The organism is Bergeyella porcorum (assembly GCF_042427575.1).
In the GTDB taxonomy this organism is placed as follows: Bacteria; Bacteroidota; Bacteroidia; order Flavobacteriales; family Weeksellaceae; genus Bergeyella; species Bergeyella porcorum.
The window spans coordinates 320,125-339,779 of the sequence record NZ_JBHMFD010000007.1 but is presented as its reverse complement, the minus strand read 5'-3'; the positions used below and the strand labels follow the sequence as shown (position 1 = coordinate 339,779).

Genomic DNA, 19,655 nt, shown 5'->3' with positions numbered 1-19,655 from the left:
AATGAACGATTACGCTCTAAAAAAACAGTTAGAAGCCACTATTGAAACCATTCCCAACTTTCCAAAAGAAGGGATACTGTTTAGAGATATTTCTCCTATTTTTCTCAATCCCAAGCTGTACGAAGCCGTTATTGCAGATTTCGTTCAGTTTAGCAAAGGGAAAATAGACGCTGTATGTGGCATAGAAAGCCGAGGATTTCTCTTTGGGATTGCCATTGCCACAGCTTTGGAAGTTCCTTTTATCTTGGTTCGTAAAAAAGGAAAATTACCACCACCCATTATCTCCGAAGCCTATGATTTGGAGTACGGTTCTGCTGTGATAGAAATGTGTGAAGGGCAGCTGAAGCCAGGGCAAAGAGTTTTGATACACGATGATTTATTGGCTACGGGTGGAACTACGGAAGCTGCTGCGAAGCTGGTAAAGAAACAAGGTGGTATTGTGTCGCAATTCAGTTTTTTAATTGGACTAAAGGATTTACAAGGAGAAGAGCGTCTTCGCTCGTTTGGTGCCGAGATTTATAATATTTTGGAATATTAGGAGGGGTAGGCTGTAGCGTTCATTTCTACGCACACTAAGGCTTATGGTCTAATATCTGAAAATTGAGTATATCATCTTTAAAAAATTTTGCAAATAATTCAGAAACAATTAAATTTGCAACTTATTCAGAAATAATTATGTCAAAGCAAAACAATAAAACAGAGATTGAAGGAAAAGAAACCGTAGAGTTTTTCAAGGAATTGGATAGAGAAGCATTGCAAACAGAGCGTTTCCTCGAAAGAAATGCAAAATTGCTATCCATTATCTTCATAAGTTTGGTAGTGGCTGTTTTAGCTTACTTTGCCTACAAGCAATTCATTGTAGCTCCTAAAAACGAAGAGGCAACCAAAGGTTATCTGTCTGCAATTGCCAATTTAGAAAATGGAAAAGATGCAGAAGCTTTGGGTGGTAAATCTGCTGCTAACCCAGGTTTTATGGGAACTTATAACAATTTCTCTAATACCGATGCCGGGAAACTCTCTGCATACAACGCAGGACTTTTGAAATTCAAGGAAGGGAAATACCAAGAAGCGTATGATTTGTTGGATAAATTTTCTTCTGATAACAAAGTGTTGATGGCTCTGAAATATGGTGCAATGTCTGATGCTTCAGCTAATTTGAACAAAGCAGAAGATGCTTTATCTCTTTTGGAAAAAGCCATTTCCGCATCAGATGACCCATACACCTCTTACTATTTTACAAGAAAAGCGGGGCTTATGGCATTGGCGTTAAAGAAAAATGCAGAAGCTAAAAAATATTTCACTACAATAGACGAACAGTATAAGGAGTATGACAACGGAATGTCTGACTCTTATATAGAAATGGTAAAATACTACTAAAATATGGCAACAATTAATCTTTCAGATTATAAGCCACTTCATATCACCAATGCCGATGAATACACCATCGGCATTGTGTTTTCTGAGTGGAATGATTTCGTTACTTACAACCTACGAGATGCAGCATTAGAAATCTTAGAAAAAGAAGGCGTGAAACCTTCTAATATTAAGCTATTTCCCGTACCAGGAGCATTTGAGCTATCTTTTGCAGCAATGCAACTATGCAAGAGTAAGCAGTACGATGCAGTCATCGCTATTGGCTGTGTCATTCGTGGGGAAACCCCTCACTTTGACTATGTCTGCTCGGCGGTAGCACAAGGCATCAAAGATTGTAATATCCTTACAGACATTCCTGCCATCTTCTGCGTTCTTACAGATGATACCAAAGAGCAATCCATCGCCAGAAGTGGCGGCAATCTAGGGAATAAAGGCGTAGAAGCTGCCGTTACCGCTTTGAAAATGATTGACTTCAAAAAGCAGGTAAGAAGACAAAATGAAGCTTTCGGTAAAGATGGAGGGAATTAAATTCACGGGGGTGATTACCCAAAATGGCACCCAAAATGCCGCTTATGTTGTGTTTCCGTTTTCCACTTTGGAACTGTTTGGGAAGAAAGGGCAGGTGAAGGTAAAAGCCCTCTTTGATGGGACGGTGGTGTACCGCGGTAGCCTTGCCAATATGGGGCAGGGCGTACCCGTATTGGGACTGACGCAGGCGGTAAGGAAAGCACTTGGAAAAGGCTTTGGCGATGAGGTCGCCGTAGAGCTTTGGGAAGACCGAGAGGAACGCATCGTGGAGATTCCAGAGGATGTAGCAACGCTATTCCAGCAGCATACCGCAGCCAAACAATTATTTGACGCAATGAGCTACACCCACCGCAAGGAATACATCCGATGGATAACCGAAGCTAAAAAAACCGAGACCCGAGAGCGGAGAAAGGAGAAAATGATAGAGATGATTCTAGCAGGGAAAAAGGGCATCTAAGGAATTTATCTTAAACGATAACGCAGGTATTATCATACCTCTGTACCATTGTGCCAATGCAATCCCTATACAACGCATACTATATATAGAACCAATGCCGGTAGAGTTACTACAAAAATATATGCCAGAAAGTGGCTTCTCATTTCTCAAAGACTGGTTTGGGAAGCATTACATCCATATCAAAATCACAAGGGAGCGAAGCAGCAAACTGGGGGACTACCGAAAGATGCCAGATGGTAGCCATCAGATCACGCTGAATGCCACTTTGCCGCCACAGCTTTTTTTCTTCGTCCTAACGCACGAGTTGGCTCATCTCATCGCCTTTGAAAAATACGGGCGTAGGATAGCACCCCACGGAGCCGAGTGGAAATACACTTTTGCCCAGATGATTTTGCAAAGCATTACCGTATATGAAGACGATTTGAAGCCCATTCTGCTGAGATTCGTTCGGGCACCGAAAGCCAACTTTATGGCGAGCCCAGAGCTGGTGAGGTACTTCCGATTAGAATCCCTACCAGAGCATCTTTCCTTTGTGGAAGATTTACCACTCAATACCGAGTTTATCTACCGAAAAGAACGCTATCTTTTGGTTTCCAAGCTTAAGAAAAATTACCTCTGTAAGCATCTGGACACAGGTAGAGACTATCGGTTTAGCAGTATGGTAAAGGTGGAGAGGGTGGTAGATAAGTAGGCAGCCCAGCTTCCTTCGGTGCCGAGAAAAAACTCAATCATTAGACAGTAGAAAATATTTCCTTAACTTTGAACCATTCTAAACAAAGCCTATGTTTGATTTACATAAAATCCGTTCACAATTTCCTATCCTTAGCCAAGAAATTAATGGTAAGCCCCTCGTTTATCTGGACAATGCTGCCACTTCGCAGAAACCTTTATCCGTGATTGAAGCGTGGGAATCCTACTATAAAACCCTCAATGCCAATGTGCATCGCGGTATCCATACGCTGAGCCAATTGGCAACGGAGGAGATGGAGCTCTCCCGAAAGAAAATCCAAGCGTTCATTAATGCTAAGCACGATTATGAAGTGATTTTTACCCGAGGGACTACCGAGGGCATCAATTTGATAGCCTATGCCATTACCCAGCAGATAAAGGCAGGCGATGAGATTATCATCTCGCATCTGGAGCATCACTCCAATATTGTACCGTGGCAATTGCTCTGCGAAAGAACGGGTGCTATACTGAAGGTGATTCCGATGGATGAGAACGGCGTATTGCAACTGGACTTTCTGGATGAAAACCTGAACGAAAAAACCAAGATAGTCTCTGTAAACCAAGTCTCTAATGCCTTAGGAGTGGTAAACCCTGTGGAAGAGATTGTAGCAAAAACGCGAAAGTTATCCTCCGCTCTTATTGTCATTGATGGGGCTCAGTCGGCTCCGCATTTCAAGATAGATGTACAGGCAATGGATTGTGATTTCTTCGTATGCTCTGGGCATAAGATGTACGCTCCAATGGGCGTGGGCATCCTATACGGCAAAGAAGCGGTGCTGAGAACCTTGCAACCTTTCCACGGTGGCGGTGAGATGATAGCGGTATGCTCTTTTGAGAAGACCACTTATGCTGATTTGCCATTTAAGTTTGAAGCAGGAACGCCCAATGTGGGTGGCAACATAGCCCTAGGGGCAGCCATAGATTTTATAGAAAGTGTAGGGCATCAGGCACTACAAGCCCACGAAAATGCTTTGCTCAATTACGCCCAACAGCAGCTCCTAACCATTGATGGGCTGAAAATCTATGGCGAGAAAGCTGAAAGGGCAGGGGTAGTTTCGTTCACTTTGGAGAATGCAGGGATTGCTTCGGATACGGGAATGATTTTGGATAAGATGGGCATCGCTGTTAGAACGGGGCACCATTGCACCCAGCCTATTATGGATTTCTATGGCATAGCGGGGACTGTGCGTGCTAGCTTTGCAGTGTACAATACTTTTGAAGAGATAGATGCTCTGGTGGAAGGCGTGAGAAAAGCCCAGCGAATGCTGATGTAGCGTAAAGTCTTAGGTGGTGTAGCCTAATGCGAATATCTATCCCTATTGAACTTGGTTTAATAGGGATTTTTGTTTCTTTCCGATGCAATGAAATGCTGAACAGTAGCGTAGTATTTACGCTGTAGGCGTGGAGAAAAATTTCCAGACCGACGGAAATTTATTTCCACGCCTATCGAAGAAAATTTCCATAGGGGCGGAAAAATATCTGCGTAAGGAGGGAGTGAAATAGATGCAGTTTTACAACTGTTTATTTACCTTCTTTTCCAATATAAGATACAAGCCCACGCCATTATAGCGGAATATAGAACACCGAATATGATGTCCGAAGTTTCGAGTGGGTCGTTTAGGAAACGAACGGCGGCGTTTATAGTCATTGAAATGATGAAGATAATGAGGAAAGTTTTGTTTTCAAACATTGCTGTTGCTGTTGTTATCCTTTCGCGTTAAGCTTTAATAGAGGGTCTATAAATTCTCGCTCGTTGCAGAGTCTTGGTACCTTATTCTGTCCGCCCAATTTTCCTCGCTGAGCCATCCAATCGTAGAAAAGGTTTTCTCTGGCGATGTGTACCAATGGGCGTTTTAGGGTCATATCGTTGTAGCGTTTGGCTTCATAGTCAGAGTTGATGGCTTTCAAAGTGTCATCAAAAACTTGGGTAAAGGTTGCCATATCATCGGGAACTCTACTGAACTCAAACAGCCATTCGTGCGAGCCGCTTTCGCCTTCTTTCATATACACGGGAGCTCCCGTATAGTCTTTTACCAAAGCATTGGTAGCGTGGCAAGCCTTTGCCAGTGCCGTCTCTACATTGTCTATCATCAGTTCTTCTCCAAAGGCATTGATGTAGTGCTTGGTTCTCCCTGAAATTTTGATTCTGAAAGGGTCTAATGAGGTGAACTGCACCGTGTCGCCAATGAGGTAACGCCATAGCCCGCCATTGGTGGTAATGACCAAAGCGTAGTTCTTTCCTATTTCCACCTCTTCTAAGGTGAGTACCCTAGGATTTGCGGAGCTGAAGTCTTCCATTGGGATAAACTCATAGAATATACCGTAGTCTAGCATCAGTAGCATCTCGCTACTATTACTGCGGTCTTGTATGCCGAAGAATCCTTCGGAGGCGTTATAAATCTCGTAGTAGTTGATATCCTTACCAATGAGCTGGCGGTATTGTTCCCGATACGGCTTGAAACTGATGCCCCCGTGGAAGAAGACTTCCAGATTGGGCCACAGCTCGGCGATGCTTCCCTTGCCCGTTTCTTGTAAGACTCTTTGCAGTAGTACCATCATCCAGCTTGGTACCCCCGTGATGCTGCCCACATCTTCGTTTTTCACTTCGGAGACAATGGCTTTCAGCTTAGATTCCCATTCGCTCATTAGGGAGATTTTCTTACTAGGCACGGTGGTAAGCTCTACCCAGAATGGGAGGTTTTCAATAAGGATAGCAGAGAGGTCGCCGTATTTGGTGTTAAAACTTTCATAGAGCTCTGCACTACCGCCCAACCGCAGGTTTTTGTTGGAGAATAGTTGGTTATCTGGGTGGTTATTGGCATAGATGGAGATGAGGTCTTTCCCTGCTTTGTAGTGGCAGTCTTCCAAGCTTTCGTTGGATATAGGGATAAATTTGCTTTTGGCGTTGGTAGTGCCAGATGATTTGGCGAAGTGTTTTATCGCACCACGCCAGATGATGTCTTTCTCTCCCTTTCTCGCTCGTTCTATATAAGGTTCAAAATCTTCGTAGGTAACGATGGGAACTTGATTTTGAAAGTCTTTAATAGAGGCGATGTCCTTAAAGCCAAACTGTTTCCCATAGAGGGTATTTTCAGCTTGATACAATTGTGAGAAAAGTACACCCCTTTGGGTATCAATGGGATACTTAATGAAATTCTTGATTTGGTCTATTCTCTGTTTGATAAACCAATTGACCACGGTGTTAAACAATGCCTTAGTTGCCATACCTAGCAAAAGTATGAAAAAAAACGGAAAAAGGCGAATGTTCTATTTGAGACTGTTGTTAGCTCTCGATAGGGTAGAGTATTTCAATCTCATCTTTAGGAAAAAAAATTCATCAAAAACGGAGAGGATGATATCGTTAAAGATAACAACAAAAATATGAGAATGCGTGGTCTTTACTGAGAATAATTCTTGAAAACGGTGCAAATTAGACCTATAAAAGATGATGAATATAACGGCAAAAATAGTTTTCATATAGAGAAAAAGAAGATACAAATAATATTTTTTTAGAAGATAAGATTTCATAGCAAATTTGCATCATCAAAAGCAAACAACTATGAACAAGTCTATAAAAGCATTAGTAATATTGAGTCTTTCTTTTGGAGCGGTTGCTATGGATGCTCAAGAAAAGGAAAAGCAGATTGAGGAAATTTCGTTGAAAGGAAAGAGCGAATATATTGTTCAAAAGGCGGATAAGATAAGTATTAATGTCGGACAAAATACAATAGCATCAAACAGCAATGCTTATGATATTTTACTTCAGTCGCCAGGTGTTGTGGAGCAAGGAGGAAACCTGACTTTTCGTTCAAAAACAGTAACGGTTTTAATCAACGGGAGATTATCTAATCTCAGTGGAGAAGAATTGAAAAGTATGCTTACTTCTATGCAAGGGAGTAATATAGATAAAGTGGAAATTTTGCAAAATCTATCATCTAAATATGATGCTAATGGAGGGGCTATTATCAATATAAAATTAGCAAAGAGTAAGAAAAGTGGTTTTAATGGTTCGGTGGCAATGAGGACTGCTTACGGAAATAATGTTAATACTTATCCATCATTAAGCTTTAACTATAAGAAAAAAGGGTTAAACATAACTTCAAATTATAGCTATGAAAGCTCTAATCAATATTACAGAACTGATATTGACCAAGATTTATCTTTGAATACAAAGTTGTTCCAAAATGAAAAAATGGATTTAAAGAAATCTAATCATTTGTATAACATAGGTGTAGATTATGATATCAATGAGAATAATGCAGTAGGAATGTTATTTAGAGGAATGAATAACGATAATAGAATTGAGTCAATAAATCATTTGGTGCTTAGAAATGGGGCAATATCAAATTTATCAGATGTTATAAGTAAAGGAAAAACACAGATAGAAAATCCATCAGTTAATGTTTATTATAAATCTGTGCTGGATTCTTTGAATAGAACATTGACTATTAATGCTGATTATTTTGATTATGATAAATACCAAAATCAAAGATTTGAAAGTGTAAATAGTGGATTATCAAAGTTTTTGAAAAATGAAATGGGAGGAAAAAACCGAGTGTATTCAGTATCAGCGGATATGGAGTATCCTACGAATATGGTAAAAATAGAATTCGGTTTGAAAGGACTATTCACAAAAACAGATAATAATGTTATTTGGAAAAATTATATAGCAAATGAGTGGCAAAATGATTTACAGAAAAGCAATCAGTTTATATATAAAGAAAACATATTGTCAGGATATGTGAATTATAATAAAGAACTGGGAGAGCATTGGCAAGTGAATTTAGGATTGAGAGGTGAACATACCAATAGCGAAGGTATATTGATAGGAGGAGAGGCTACAAATAGGAATTACTTTAATCTATTTCCCAATGTAAGTATTCAGTATTTGAAGAATATTAAAAACATATTTAATCTCAGTTATAGAAAGAGTATTCAGAGGTTTGGTTTTGAGGTTGTTAATCCTTTTATTAGATATCAAAGTGAATATTCATATTATCAAGGAAACCCGAATATCCGCCCACAAATAAATCATTCAATTGATTTGACTTATATGTATAACCAATCTTTAACGATAGGATTAAGTGAAACCCATTCCATAGATGCCCTGGGGCCGTTATATATAACAGATGGAAATACAACCATAAGCACATATACCAACTTTAAAAGTTCGGATTTTTATTACGCATATGTTAGTTGGAGAAAGAGATTTTTTAATGTTTGGACAAGCAATTTAATTGGGGGTATAGGCGGTTATAGGTTCAATACATCTACGGATAATTATCAGTCTGCTAAGGGTAATAATACTTGGGCGTATCAAGCACAAAGTATCAATCAATTTTCTTTCAAAAAGGGATGGTCGGCAGATTTTAATATGATGTATCAAAGTGATATAGCTTTTGGTATATTCAAACAAAAAGGATACTTATCTTCAAATGTAGGTGTTGCAAAAAACTTATTTGATAATAAAGCAACGATAAAACTATCAGTATCAGATATTTTTAATACAATTAAAATTAACAGAATCGTAGATTATAATGGAGTGGATTTGAAACATAACAGAAAACAAGAAACTAGATTCGTATCATTAGCTTTTTCATATAAATTCGGAGAAGGGACATCAAAGACAAGAAGCAAATCAAAGACAGCAAGTGAATTACAAAACAGAATGAAAGTTGAACAATAAATAAATTTAATTATGAAATTAATAACATTGGCGTTTTCGCTACTATCAGGAATGTTTTTCTCTCAATCATCAATGATTTTTAAGGTAGAAAAAGATAATGTAAAACCATCATATATCTACCTAAATAGTGTTACTTGTGGAGAGAGTAAGTACTTAAAAAAATTAGAGGAAAAAGTATTACCCAATATTGAAAGTATTTCAGTAGAAAGTAATGTGAATTCTGATAAAAACAGGGATATATTACAGAACTCAATAGGGGTTTCAGATAATGAGCAGAAAATGAAAAATGTTTTGTCGGCATCAGATTATCAAAAACTATTGGAATATGTAAAAGAAAAAATGGGAGTAAGTGAACAGATGCTCAATATGTTCAAGCCGTTTTATGTAAGTGCAGTTTTTACCTCTTTGGATAATCCTTGTGGAAGTGGTGTTAAAGGAGAAAATATCAATCTCGTATTAGAAAAATATGCTCATAAAAAAGGAGTGAAATATTCGGAATTATTATCCGTAGCTGAATATGTTGAACTTTTAGATAGATTACCCAAATCGTATTGGAAAACCAATATTTCCTATACTCTGAATAACCCTGATGAGTTGAAAATTGCAGTTAGGAAAAAAAATGCGGCGTATGAAAGTGGTAACATAGCAACACTGAAAAGTATTTATAATGAAGAGCCGTACTTTAAAGGTAAGAACATAGATGCTTTTGTTGAGATAGTTTTGCCAAAGATGGAACATCAGATGGAGCAAGCTTCAAGTTTATTTACGATAGGCGTAGAGTATATGGATATTATTAAGATGCTTGAAAATAAAGGATATACAATAACAGAGATAAAATAGAATAAGGATGGCATAGATATGAAATAATGAATATTTTTGCGTCTAAAAAATAAAATAGATTGAAAAGCAAATGCATAAATAATAAGGTTATACAGCATATTATTGGCTGGGCTGTATATGCGGGGTATATATATTTACTCAACTTACTCACGAATCACAATGTGAATATAATAGCTGTGATGATATATATACTCCCGTTTATAGGCTTGTTTTATGTGTTTTTATATTTTCTTAGAAAATATAGATTTAATAAGGTAAAAGGAGCATTAGCTATTCTATGTTTATTTGTAATATTTTCTTTTGTAGCGTATGTGCTGCTTACATATATAACACCTATTATTGGGATAAATATACTGAAAAGTAATTTTAAAGTACAGGGATTTTTACAAGAAATAATCAGGTACTTTATACAGTTTTTGGTGTATGCAATTTTATTTTTTATGGTAGAAGAACTTTTAGAGAAGGAAAGAAAAGTTTCAGAATTGGAAAAAGAAAAGCACAAATTAGAGTTAGAAAAAATCATATCTCAAAAAGAAAAGATACAATATCAATATGCTTTTTTAAGAGCTCAAATAAATCCTCATTTCTTGTATAATACTTTGAATGTCTTGTATTCTCAGGCACTTTCATTGTCTGAAAATATGGCAGAAAACATAATGAAAGTAAGTGAATTAATGAGATATTCTTTGGATAATTTAGAAATGGAGAATATGAAAATTCCTGTGCATAAAGAAATTAAGCATTTGGAAATTTTATTATCCATATACAGATTAAGATATGCAGACTCAATATATTATGAAATGGAAACATCAGGCATAGAAGAAGGACATTATATACCACCATTATCATTGATAACAGTCGTTGAGAATGTTTTTAAATATGGAGATTTATCAAGCCAAAATCACCCAATGTTATTAAGTATTGATTATCGAGAAGATTGTTTAGTTTTTATTTGTAAAAATAAGAAGAAAAAAAACTATACCAATGCCATATCTCACAATATAGGATTATCTAACTTGAAGCAGAGATTAGATTTTGCATTTCAAAACAAGTACCATATAGATATCCAAAACGATGATAATTTTTATATGTTTAAACTTAAAATATTCAAGTAGTTATGTTAAAATGTATTGTTATAGATGATGAGCAACCAGCCATTGACATAATGAAGCATCATATCAATAAAGTTTCAGAGTTAGAGTTGGTAGGAACATTTACCAATCCCATCGAAGCAATCCAATTCATTAAGAATCACAGGGTAGATCTCTTGTTTTTGGATATTCAAATGAATGAAATGACGGGTATCGATGTGATGAATATTGTCGATGAAAATATTAAAATAATATTATGCACTGCTTTTTCTGAATATGCCATAGATGGATTTAATAATAACGCTGTGGATTATTTATTAAAGCCAATATCTTTTGAAAGATTTACAAAGGCTATTAAAAAGGTAATGCCAAATGTATCAAAAGAGGACAAAGAACAAGATTATATTTATATAAAAACCGAACAAAAGGGTAAGTTCATAAAAGTGTATTATGATGAAATAGACTATGTAGAAGCAATGGGAAATTATATTTCCATACACAAAGGGAAGGAGAAAGTACTTGTGTACTCTACAATGAAAGATATGGAAAATGTTTTGCCTAGCAATTTATTTATGAGAGTTCATAAATCCTATATTATATCAATGGATAAAATATCAATGATAGAAAATGGATTTGTATTATTAAAAAGCGGAGCAAAGATATCTGTAGGAACTAATTACAAAGACAGTCTTATGCAAAAAATAAAACAAAATTTGTTATAAGCTCATTCCTTGAACGAAGAAAAAACGGAAAAAGGCGAATGTTCTAATCGCTAACCTCCAAATTCTAACTTCTAACCTCTAATATCTAAAATCTAAAACCTCCTCACCTACCCAAAGAATAGGTACGCCAAAATAATAGAAGTGATAACGCCCACCAAATCTGCCAAGAGCATTGCCCCTACGGTATATCTTGTATTTTTGATGGCAACAGAACCGAAATACACCGCTATCACATAGAAAGTAGTATCAGAGCTGCCTTGCAGCACTCCCGCTAAACGAGAAGGGAAACTATCTGCCCCGAAAGTAGCCATTGTATCCACCATCATTCCCCTCGCTCCCGAGCCCGAAAGCGGTTTAATGAGAGCCGTGGGCAGTCCATCTACAAATCTGGTATCAAGATGAGCGGCATTGGCTAAGAATTTCATTCCATCAATAATGATTTCAAAAACGCCCGAAGTTCTAAGCAGAGAAATAGCAATGAGCATTCCTACCAGATAAGGAATAATCTTCACCGAGGTAGAAAAACCCTCTTTAGCCCCATCAATAAAGGAACCGAAGACATCTATCTTTTTATAAATAGCTCCTAAAACAATCGCAAAGAAGATTAATAGAATGATGCCATTACTCAGGGCTTTAGAGAAGTCGCCCAATTCCTGTTGATTAAGCTGTACCAAAAACACCACCAAGGCGGCTATAATAGCAGAAATTCCCCCGATATATGCTAAAATTATCGGTTGAAAGAGATTGATTCTTTGCTTGATAGAGACAATAACCATTGCGGCCATAGTTGCGGCAAAGGTGGCAATAAGGCAAGGTAAAAATATATCCGTAGGATTCTCTGCCCCCATACTTGCACGGATGGCGATGATGGAAACAGGAATCAGCGTAAGCCCCGATGCGTGCAAACACAGAAACATAATCTGAGCATTGCTAGCGGTATCTTTGGATGGATTTAGCGTTTGTAGGCTTTCCATTGCTTTGAGACCAAAAGGAGTAGCGGCGTTGTCTAGTCCCAGAAGATTGGCACTAAAATTCAGCATCATATGTCCAAAAGAAGGGTGGTTTTTAGGCACTTCGGGAAATAGTTTTGAAAAGAAAGGTTGAATCAATCTTGAAAGTAAATTGATACCGCCTGCTTTCTCAGCAATACTCATAAATCCCATAAACAGCGTCATAATCCCGATAAGTCCCAAGCAAATTTTCACAGCCGTTTCTGAAGTTCCAATAACGCCATCGGTGGTCTGCACCCGATAGACGGATACTTCTTGTGTTTCATTCATTTTGTATCCCAATGCTCCATCGGTATAGTGGGAAGAGGCCAAAAGAGAGTCTTTCACCACGGGAGACATTGCTGTAAGGGGTTGTGTAGCAATGGCAATGGTATCTCCACCTTTGCCTACCACCATATCATTAAAGATGGCTTTGTAATTGGGAGAAAACAAATATTTAATACTAGCGACTACAATGGCTACAATGATGAATGCAGACCAAATTCTACTTAATACCATTCTTTGAAAAATTTGAGTAAAAGTAATGAAAACCGATGAAATGACCACAGTTTTTTTTAGAACCTATCATCGCAGAAAAATATTATGCCAAAAATCATTTGAAATAGTCTTTGTTTTCTCAATATTGAATGGAAATCTTTTGTAATTTTATTATCTCAAAATAACAATTAAAAATTATACACTATGAGTACGCATACTAAAGACCTAAGAAATGTAGTGATGCTTGGACACTCGGACAGTGGCAAAACTACTTTGGTGGAAACAATGTTATACGAAGGCGGGGCGATTAACCGCCGTGGTTCTATCCAAGGACAGAATATGGTGGGCGATTTTACAGACATAGAGCACGAGAAAGGTAAAACCATCTACTCTCATCAGATGTTTGTGAACTGGAAAAACAATAAAATCAACCTTATTGATACACCAGGGTTTGATGATTTTGTAGGTGAGGTGGTGTCTTCGCTCAAGGTAGCAGATACAGCCCTCATTGTGCTCAATGCCGCGGCGGGGGTAGAAGTAGGAACGGAGTTGGTATGGGAATATGTGGAAAAATATCAGACGCCTGCCATTTTTGTTATCAATCAGATGGATCATCCAAAGGCAGACTACGAGAAAACATTGGAGCAAGCAAAAGCCCGTTTTGGAAGTAAATTGCTCCCGTTGCAATATCCATTGAATTCGGGGGAGGGCTTTAATCAGATTGTAGATGTGTTGAGAATGGTGATGTACGAGTTTCCGAAAGAAGGAGGCAAGCCAGAGAAAAAGCCAATCCCTGAGTCTGAACTAGAAAGAGCTAATCAAATGCACAATGCTCTGGTGGAGATTGCAGCAGAGAATGAGGAGGGACTGATGGAAAAATACTTTGAAGAAGGGCAACTTTCCGAGGAAGAATTAGCCAAAGGAATTACTATCGCATTGGCTCATCAGCAGTTTTTCCCAGTCTTTATTGCTTCGGGGCTCAAAGATATGGGTAGTGGTAGAATTATGGGCTTTATAGATGATATCGCACCATCTCCATCGGATAGACCTAAAAGAGTAATGGTAGATGGCAGCGAGGTGGCCTATGATGCTAATGACAAGACTACGATTTTCATTTATAAAACAGCTTCTGAACCTCAGGTAGGTCTGATTTCTTACTTCAAAGTTTTAAGTGGTACACTGAAAGCGGGAGATGAGCTGGTAAATGCAGATAATGGCGAGGTGGAGAGAATATCTCAACTCTTCGTGGCAGAGGGCAAAGAGAGAATTCCTGTAGAGCAATTGGAGGCAGGAGATTTGGGGGTTACAGTGAAACTTAAATCGGCTCATACCAATAATACCCTTAATGCAAAAGGTTTGGACAGAAAAGTGCGACCAATGGAGTTCCCAGAGAGCAGAATAAGAAAAGCTGTAACTGCGGAAAGCAGTGCCGAAACAGAAAAACTATTTGCAGCTTTGCACAAAATCCAAGAAGAAGACCCTACTCTGAAAGTGGAAATAGATGCTGATACCCACGAGGCTATCTTGGGCGGACAAGGGCAACTTCATTTGGATTTGATAAAACAACGCTTAGAGAAAGAATTTGGCGTGAAGATGGAGATGAAGAATCCGCGTGTATCGTACAGAGAAACCATTACAGGAAAAGCAACCGCCGACTATCGTCATAAAAAACAATCTGGAGGAGCAGGGCAGTTTGGTGAAATTCATCTTCAGATAGACAACTATTATGAGGGAATGGAAGAGCCACAAGGTTTCAGCATCCGTCAGAAAGAGATAGAAGATTTACCTTGGGGCGGTAAGTTAGCGTTTTATTGGTGTATTGTAGGTGGTGCTATTGATAGCCGATATATAGGAGCCATTAGAAAAGGAATTATGGCACAGATGAAGAATGGTCCACTTACGGGAAGTCCTTGTCAAAACATTAGGGTAGTGGTGTTTGATGGAAAGATGCACAGCGTGGATAGTAATGATATTTCTTTCCAATTGGCGGCGTCAGGTGCTTTTAAAGAAGCGTTTCAAAATGCGAAACCTCAATTATTAGAACCGATGTACCGTGTAGAAATTCTTTGTCCAGATGAGGCTACGGGCGATGTGATGGGCGACCTACAAACCCGAAGAGCCATTATCTCTGGTATGGATACAGAGGGGCATTATCAGAAAATCATTGCAGATGTTCCTTTGGCAGAGCTAGATGATTATGGTTCTACGCTTCGTTCTATCACAGGAGGTAAAGCCAAGTTTACAATGGCATTTTCTGATTATCAATTGGTTCCTGGAAATGTTCAGCAAGAGTTGATAAAACACTATGCCGAGCAGGTGGAGGAGTAAATATTTGATAGAGATTGTGTAATGAAAAACGGCTGACTCTATGGAGTTGGTCGTTTTTTTGTTTTAAAAAAAGAAGCTGCCCAATAAGAACAGCTTCAGAAAAAAGTAAAGTAACTTTCTTTTACTCCAAATCTTTTGCTAAGATGGTAAATACAGGGAAGTGGTCGCTATAACCGCCAGTGAAAACATCACCATTCCAAGAGCGAAGCGGATACCCTTTGTAGTTTCCAGATTTGTTTACCAAATAGGGCGGAGAATAAATCTGGGTGGTAAAGATGGAATATTTCTTAGGGTCTTTATTTTCAATTAAATTTTTAGAAACGATGATTTGGTCAAAGAGGTTGGGAGCATCTCGGTATGCCAAGGTTGCAAATCCTTTTTTATAGAGCGGGAACATCAGGTTGAGATAAGGTGTTTGCTCAGAAAGCTCTTTTTCGCTGCCCACGGCTTTTAGATTTTGCTTAAAACTTGGGCTAATAGGGTCGTCATTAAAGTCACCCATTGCAATGAGTATTCTGTTGGGTTCTGCCGTTCTGATGCTGTCCATTTGTTCCCTTAGCATTGTAGCGGCGGCTTTTCTTTTAGGCATAGAAACTGCTTCACCTCCTCTTCTAGAAGGCCAGTGATTAACGAAAAATGCCACTTCCTCACCATCTAAAACCCCCGAAACCACCAAAATATCTCTGGTGTATTCTCTTCTTCCAGTTTCTACATCAAAGATTTTCACTTCTTTCTTGATGGTATTGGTAGGGGTGAATCTTCTTTTTTGATAAATTAAAGCCACATCTACACCTCTATAATCTAATGAATTGTAATGGGCAACACCAAAATCAAACCTTGCCAAAGCAGGTTGTTTTACGAGGTCTTCTACCACTTGGCGGTTTTCGATTTCCAAAAGACCTACCACCACAGGTACCGATTTGGTGTATTGGCTTCCCAATTCTGAAATCACTTTGGAGGCATTTTCCAGTTTTTTGTTGTAGATTTTTTCATTGTAGTTCTTGGCACTTTTCGGGGTAAACTCTGTTGCCGAGCCTTGGAAGCGTACGACCTTTTTACCCTTGATGGCTTCGGGTGTCCAAGGTCCTTTGAAAGAAGCATCGTACTCTAGGTATTGTAGAGAATCTACAGGAACACTTCGGTGGTATTTAGGGCTACTAGTAGGCAAGGTGCCATCTATATAATCTGCAGATTCGTGAATATCAAAAAGGTTTTCCACATTATAAAATCCAATGGTGGCTACGCGTTTTGGTTTCTGAGCCTGAAGTGCAGTAGAAGTAAGCAAACTGGCACAAAGGGCAAATATTATCTTTTTCATAATTGTTTAAAATTAACGATTACAAAGTTACATTTTTTAAGTTGATTGATGGGTGTATGTGGGAGAAAATCATTTTGTGGAATATGAACGGTATATTATATTTTGCTTTGTATGAAATACATCAGTAGAAAAAAAGGAATCTTTTTAAGAGAGTTGTTTTAAATTGTGCTAAATTTGTATCCCCAATTTTTTTTTAAAACTAAAATTTAGTAATTATGACCAAAAAGTTAACATTAATTCCCTTTTTAACGGTCTTATCTACTGCTGCTTTTTATGCTCAGACTACGGTGTTTGGGTATTTGAAAGATAGCAATGGAGCGATTGTGGAAAGAGCCGAAGTGGAGCTAAAGGGCGTTGGTGGTTCGCAAACGGCAGATAAAATAGGCTACTTCCAGTTTGTGGATGTGATGCCTGGGAACTATCAGCTTGTTATTACAAAACCCAACTATGAGACTAAAGTAATTGATTTCGCCGTGTCCGAAGATGAAAAAAGGAAAAACTTAGGCGTGGTTTCTCTATTGTCTTCGCTTTCTTCTGCGGATCTAGGTGTTGCCTTGCTGGACAATACAGTTACAGATGATGAGGCAACTACGCAATCTTCATTAAGCGTACTTCAATCTTCTAGAGATGTTTTCAGTAGCTTAGCATCGTATGATTTAGGCTTCTATTGGTTCCGCCCTCGTGGTATTGATGGAAGACTGAGTGAAACGATGATGAACGGAATATCAATGGCGAAGCAAACCAATGGTTTCATCGATTTTGGAAACTGGGGCGGTCTTAATGAGATTACCCGATATCCAGAGATTGCTGTGAACCACGCACCTTCAGAATACGCTTTCGGTGGAGTAGGTTCTGTGATTTACAAAAATACCAAAGCCAGTGAATACCGTAAAGGCAGCCAACTGACTTACTCGCTTACCAATAGAAACTATAGGAATCGTCTTTCTTATAGATTTTCCTCTGGAATGAGTAAAAGCGGCTGGGCATTTACAGGGATGATTGCCAGACGATGGGCGGAAGAAGGCATCCAAGAAGGTACATTCTATGATGCTTATGGTGCTTATCTAGGAGTAGAGAAGAGGGTGAATAGCAATAGAACGCTTACCTTTAATGTTATTGGAGCGCCTTACAGACGCTCTACCGCAAGTCCTAATACTCAGGAAGTGTATAACTATAGAGGTGTGCATTACAACTCTTATTGGGGATATCAGAATGGTGAGAAGCGAAGCGAAAGGGTAAGAGAAAACTTCCAACCGATGTTCCAGTTATCAGACTATTGGAAAATCAGTGATAAAACCAGCCTTTGGACCAGTGTTTCTTATCAGTTTGGTAAGAATAGAAGTTCTAGATTAGATTGGTTTAGAGTGCAAAATCCATCGCCTACCTATTACAGAAGATTACCAAGCTACTTCCTAAGTCAATTGGAAAATGTACAGACCGATAATCTTACAGATGCAGAGCTTCTCAATCTAAGAAGTGCTTATAATCAGGCGGTTGATGCTTGGTCTTCAGGAGATCCATCGGTAACGCAGATCAATTGGGATTTGCTTTATCAGAGAAACCAATTGCAGCCAGAAGGTGAGTACTACGGCGTTACAGGAAGAAGAGCTTTGTACTTTATGGTAGATGATGTAACCGATGATAAAATCTGGAATGTCAATACCCATTTAACCCACGATTTTAGTGATAGAACTAGATTCTTCCTTAATGTTGCTTATCAAAATTATTTCTCCAATCAGTATCGTGAAGTGAAAGACCTCTTGGGAGCAGATTTTGCCTTGAATATAGACCCTTTTGCAGCGACTAACAACCCAGGAACATCGGGACAGTTTAATGAAGGAGAAACCAATGTAACCAAACGCGTAGGCGATAGAATAGGCTACGATTACAACTACGGAAGACAAGAGGTGAGAGTGAATCCAGCGTTGAAGGTTAATCTCAATAAATTCGATGTATTTGTTTCTGGTTTATTTGGTTATTCTACTTCATACAGAGAAGGAAACTTCAAGCATTTCCTCTATCAAAGAAGTGGACAAAGAAGCAAAAACCACGAGTTTTTGGATTATGGTTTAAAAGGGCAAGTCACCTATAAAATAGACGGAAGAAACTTCCTTGTTTACAATGGTGCATATTTCTCCAAAGCTCCTTTCTTGGAAGACTTATTTATCAACCCACGATTGAGCAATACCACAGCACCGAACATCAAGAATACGGTAGTAAATGCCAATGACTTGAGCTATGTTTTAGCATCACCTTTCGTGAAAATGAGATTAACAGGGTTCCTTGTTGATACTCAGAATGATACCACAACACAAAGATTCTTTGCCGATGGTATTCAGCTGACCAATGTAGCGGAAGATGGTACTGCGGGAATAGTGCAGAGTGCCTTCGTTACCGAAGTGATGTCTAATGTAGAAAAACGCAATATGGGTGCAGAGCTTGGATTGGAAGTGAAAATTACACCTACGCTAACATTCCAAGGGTTGGCCAACTACGGGGAATACACTTATAGAAACAATCCTAATGTTTATTTCGTATCCGAAGCGGTGGCCAGATATAAAGATGGCTTGGCTTATGAAGAGTTTGGCAAGTCTTATCTTAAAGGTTACAGACAAGGTGGAACGCCACAGATGGCTTTCTCAGCAGGACTTCGCTATAATTCACCTAAATACTATTGGCTAGGTGTTAATTGGAATTATTTAGACCACAATTATCTAGATCCAGCGGCATTGCTTAGAACCGAGAACTTTGTAAACAGTGCCTATACAGGAACGCCTTACGCTAATATTACAGAGGCAGAGCTGAGAAGAGTGCTTGCACAGTATCAGTTGCCATCTGCACATTTTGTGAATGTTAATGCAGGTAAATCTTGGCTTATTGGCAAGTATTATGTATTGGTTTCCGCTACGGTAAATAATGTTTTGAATAATAAAAACTATATCACCAGTGGCTTTGAACAGACCAGAAATACAAGCTATCAAACTTATGTACAAGATTTTGACAGAGAGAACTCACTATTTGCACCTAAATTTTGGTACACTCAGGGGCGTTCTTATTTCGTGAATTTACAATTCAGATTTTAATTTAATTTTTAA

The 19,655-nt window shown here is 38.5% G+C and carries 16 protein-coding genes; 12 read left to right on the top strand and 4 right to left on the bottom strand.

Translation table 11 applies throughout. The annotated features are described in order from the left end of the window. The first annotated feature begins 1 nt into the window (after position 1). The 6 genes from ACFFUE_RS04880 (at position 2) to ACFFUE_RS04855 (ending at position 4,362) form a co-directional block, all read left to right on the top strand. Positions 2-538: an adenine phosphoribosyltransferase gene (locus tag ACFFUE_RS04880; protein WP_376833107.1), complete on the top strand. Its 537-nt coding sequence runs from the start codon at positions 2-4 to the stop codon at positions 536-538. A gap of 137 nt (positions 539-675) precedes the next feature. Continuing rightward, entirely contained in the window at positions 676-1,377 is a 702-nt protein-coding gene (locus ACFFUE_RS04875; protein ID WP_376833105.1) for a tetratricopeptide repeat protein, read from the top strand. Positions 1,378-1,380: 3 nt separating this feature from the next. Beyond that, positions 1,381-1,902 (top strand): 6,7-dimethyl-8-ribityllumazine synthase, encoded by a 522-nt coding sequence (gene ribH, locus ACFFUE_RS04870; RefSeq protein ID WP_376833103.1) that lies wholly within the window; start codon positions 1,381-1,383, stop codon positions 1,900-1,902. Continuing rightward, on the top strand, positions 1,889-2,359 hold the full coding sequence (locus tag ACFFUE_RS04865; protein WP_376833101.1) for a YdeI/OmpD-associated family protein: 471 nt from the start codon (positions 1,889-1,891) through the stop codon (positions 2,357-2,359). Before ribH ends, ACFFUE_RS04865 begins: the two co-directional genes overlap by 14 nt. Positions 2,360-2,453: 94 nt before the next feature. Beyond that, on the top strand, positions 2,454-3,050 hold the full coding sequence (locus tag ACFFUE_RS04860) for a SprT-like domain-containing protein (protein ID WP_376833099.1): 597 nt from the start codon (positions 2,454-2,456) through the stop codon (positions 3,048-3,050). A gap of 91 nt (positions 3,051-3,141) precedes the next feature. Further along, positions 3,142-4,362 carry an aminotransferase class V-fold PLP-dependent enzyme gene (locus ACFFUE_RS04855; protein WP_376833097.1) on the top strand — a complete coding sequence of 407 codons (1,221 nt, stop codon included), beginning with the start codon at positions 3,142-3,144 and terminating at the stop codon, positions 4,360-4,362. 251 nt (positions 4,363-4,613) lie between these two features. On the opposite strand, the gene ACFFUE_RS04850 is transcribed toward ACFFUE_RS04855, so the two are convergent. After that, on the bottom strand, positions 4,614-4,778 hold the full coding sequence (locus ACFFUE_RS04850; RefSeq protein ID WP_376833095.1) for a hypothetical protein: 165 nt from the start codon (positions 4,776-4,778) through the stop codon (positions 4,614-4,616). A gap of 14 nt (positions 4,779-4,792) precedes the next feature. After that, positions 4,793-6,313 (bottom strand): GH3 auxin-responsive promoter family protein, encoded by a 1,521-nt coding sequence (locus tag ACFFUE_RS04845; protein ID WP_376833093.1) that lies wholly within the window; start codon positions 6,311-6,313, stop codon positions 4,793-4,795. Positions 6,314-6,647: 334 nt separating this feature from the next. Here ACFFUE_RS04845 and ACFFUE_RS04840 point away from each other — a divergent pair, with 334 nt between their 5' ends. From ACFFUE_RS04840 to ACFFUE_RS04825, 4 genes are all read left to right on the top strand, one after another. After that, positions 6,648-8,774: an outer membrane beta-barrel protein gene (locus ACFFUE_RS04840; protein WP_376833091.1), complete on the top strand. Its 2,127-nt coding sequence runs from the start codon at positions 6,648-6,650 to the stop codon at positions 8,772-8,774. A 12-nt stretch (positions 8,775-8,786) separates the two neighbouring features. Then, a complete protein-coding gene (locus ACFFUE_RS04835; RefSeq protein ID WP_376833089.1) occupies positions 8,787-9,614 on the top strand; it encodes a TraB/GumN family protein in 828 nt (275 codons plus the stop codon). A 440-nt stretch (positions 9,615-10,054) separates the two neighbouring features. Further along, positions 10,055-10,729, top strand: a complete 675-nt coding sequence (locus ACFFUE_RS04830) for a sensor histidine kinase (protein WP_376833087.1) — start codon at positions 10,055-10,057, stop codon at positions 10,727-10,729. 2 nt (positions 10,730-10,731) lie between these two features. Beyond that, positions 10,732-11,427: a LytR/AlgR family response regulator transcription factor gene (locus ACFFUE_RS04825; protein WP_376833085.1), complete on the top strand. Its 696-nt coding sequence runs from the start codon at positions 10,732-10,734 to the stop codon at positions 11,425-11,427. A gap of 107 nt (positions 11,428-11,534) precedes the next feature. Here ACFFUE_RS04825 and ACFFUE_RS04820 read toward each other — a convergent pair whose 3' ends face one another. Next, positions 11,535-12,935: a spore maturation protein gene (locus ACFFUE_RS04820; protein WP_376833083.1), complete on the bottom strand. Its 1,401-nt coding sequence runs from the start codon at positions 12,933-12,935 to the stop codon at positions 11,535-11,537. A 183-nt stretch (positions 12,936-13,118) separates the two neighbouring features. Here ACFFUE_RS04820 and ACFFUE_RS04815 point away from each other — a divergent pair, with 183 nt between their 5' ends. Further along, positions 13,119-15,242, top strand: a complete 2,124-nt coding sequence (locus tag ACFFUE_RS04815) for an elongation factor G (RefSeq protein ID WP_376833081.1) — start codon at positions 13,119-13,121, stop codon at positions 15,240-15,242. 121 nt (positions 15,243-15,363) lie between these two features. Here ACFFUE_RS04815 and ACFFUE_RS04810 read toward each other — a convergent pair whose 3' ends face one another. After that, a complete protein-coding gene (locus ACFFUE_RS04810; RefSeq protein WP_376833079.1) occupies positions 15,364-16,560 on the bottom strand; it encodes an endonuclease/exonuclease/phosphatase family protein in 1,197 nt (398 codons plus the stop codon). A gap of 215 nt (positions 16,561-16,775) precedes the next feature. On the opposite strand from ACFFUE_RS04810, the gene ACFFUE_RS04805 reads away from it, so the two are divergent. Further along, positions 16,776-19,643, top strand: a complete 2,868-nt coding sequence (locus ACFFUE_RS04805) for a carboxypeptidase regulatory-like domain-containing protein (protein WP_376833077.1) — start codon at positions 16,776-16,778, stop codon at positions 19,641-19,643. The last annotated feature ends 12 nt before the right edge of the window (positions 19,644-19,655 follow it).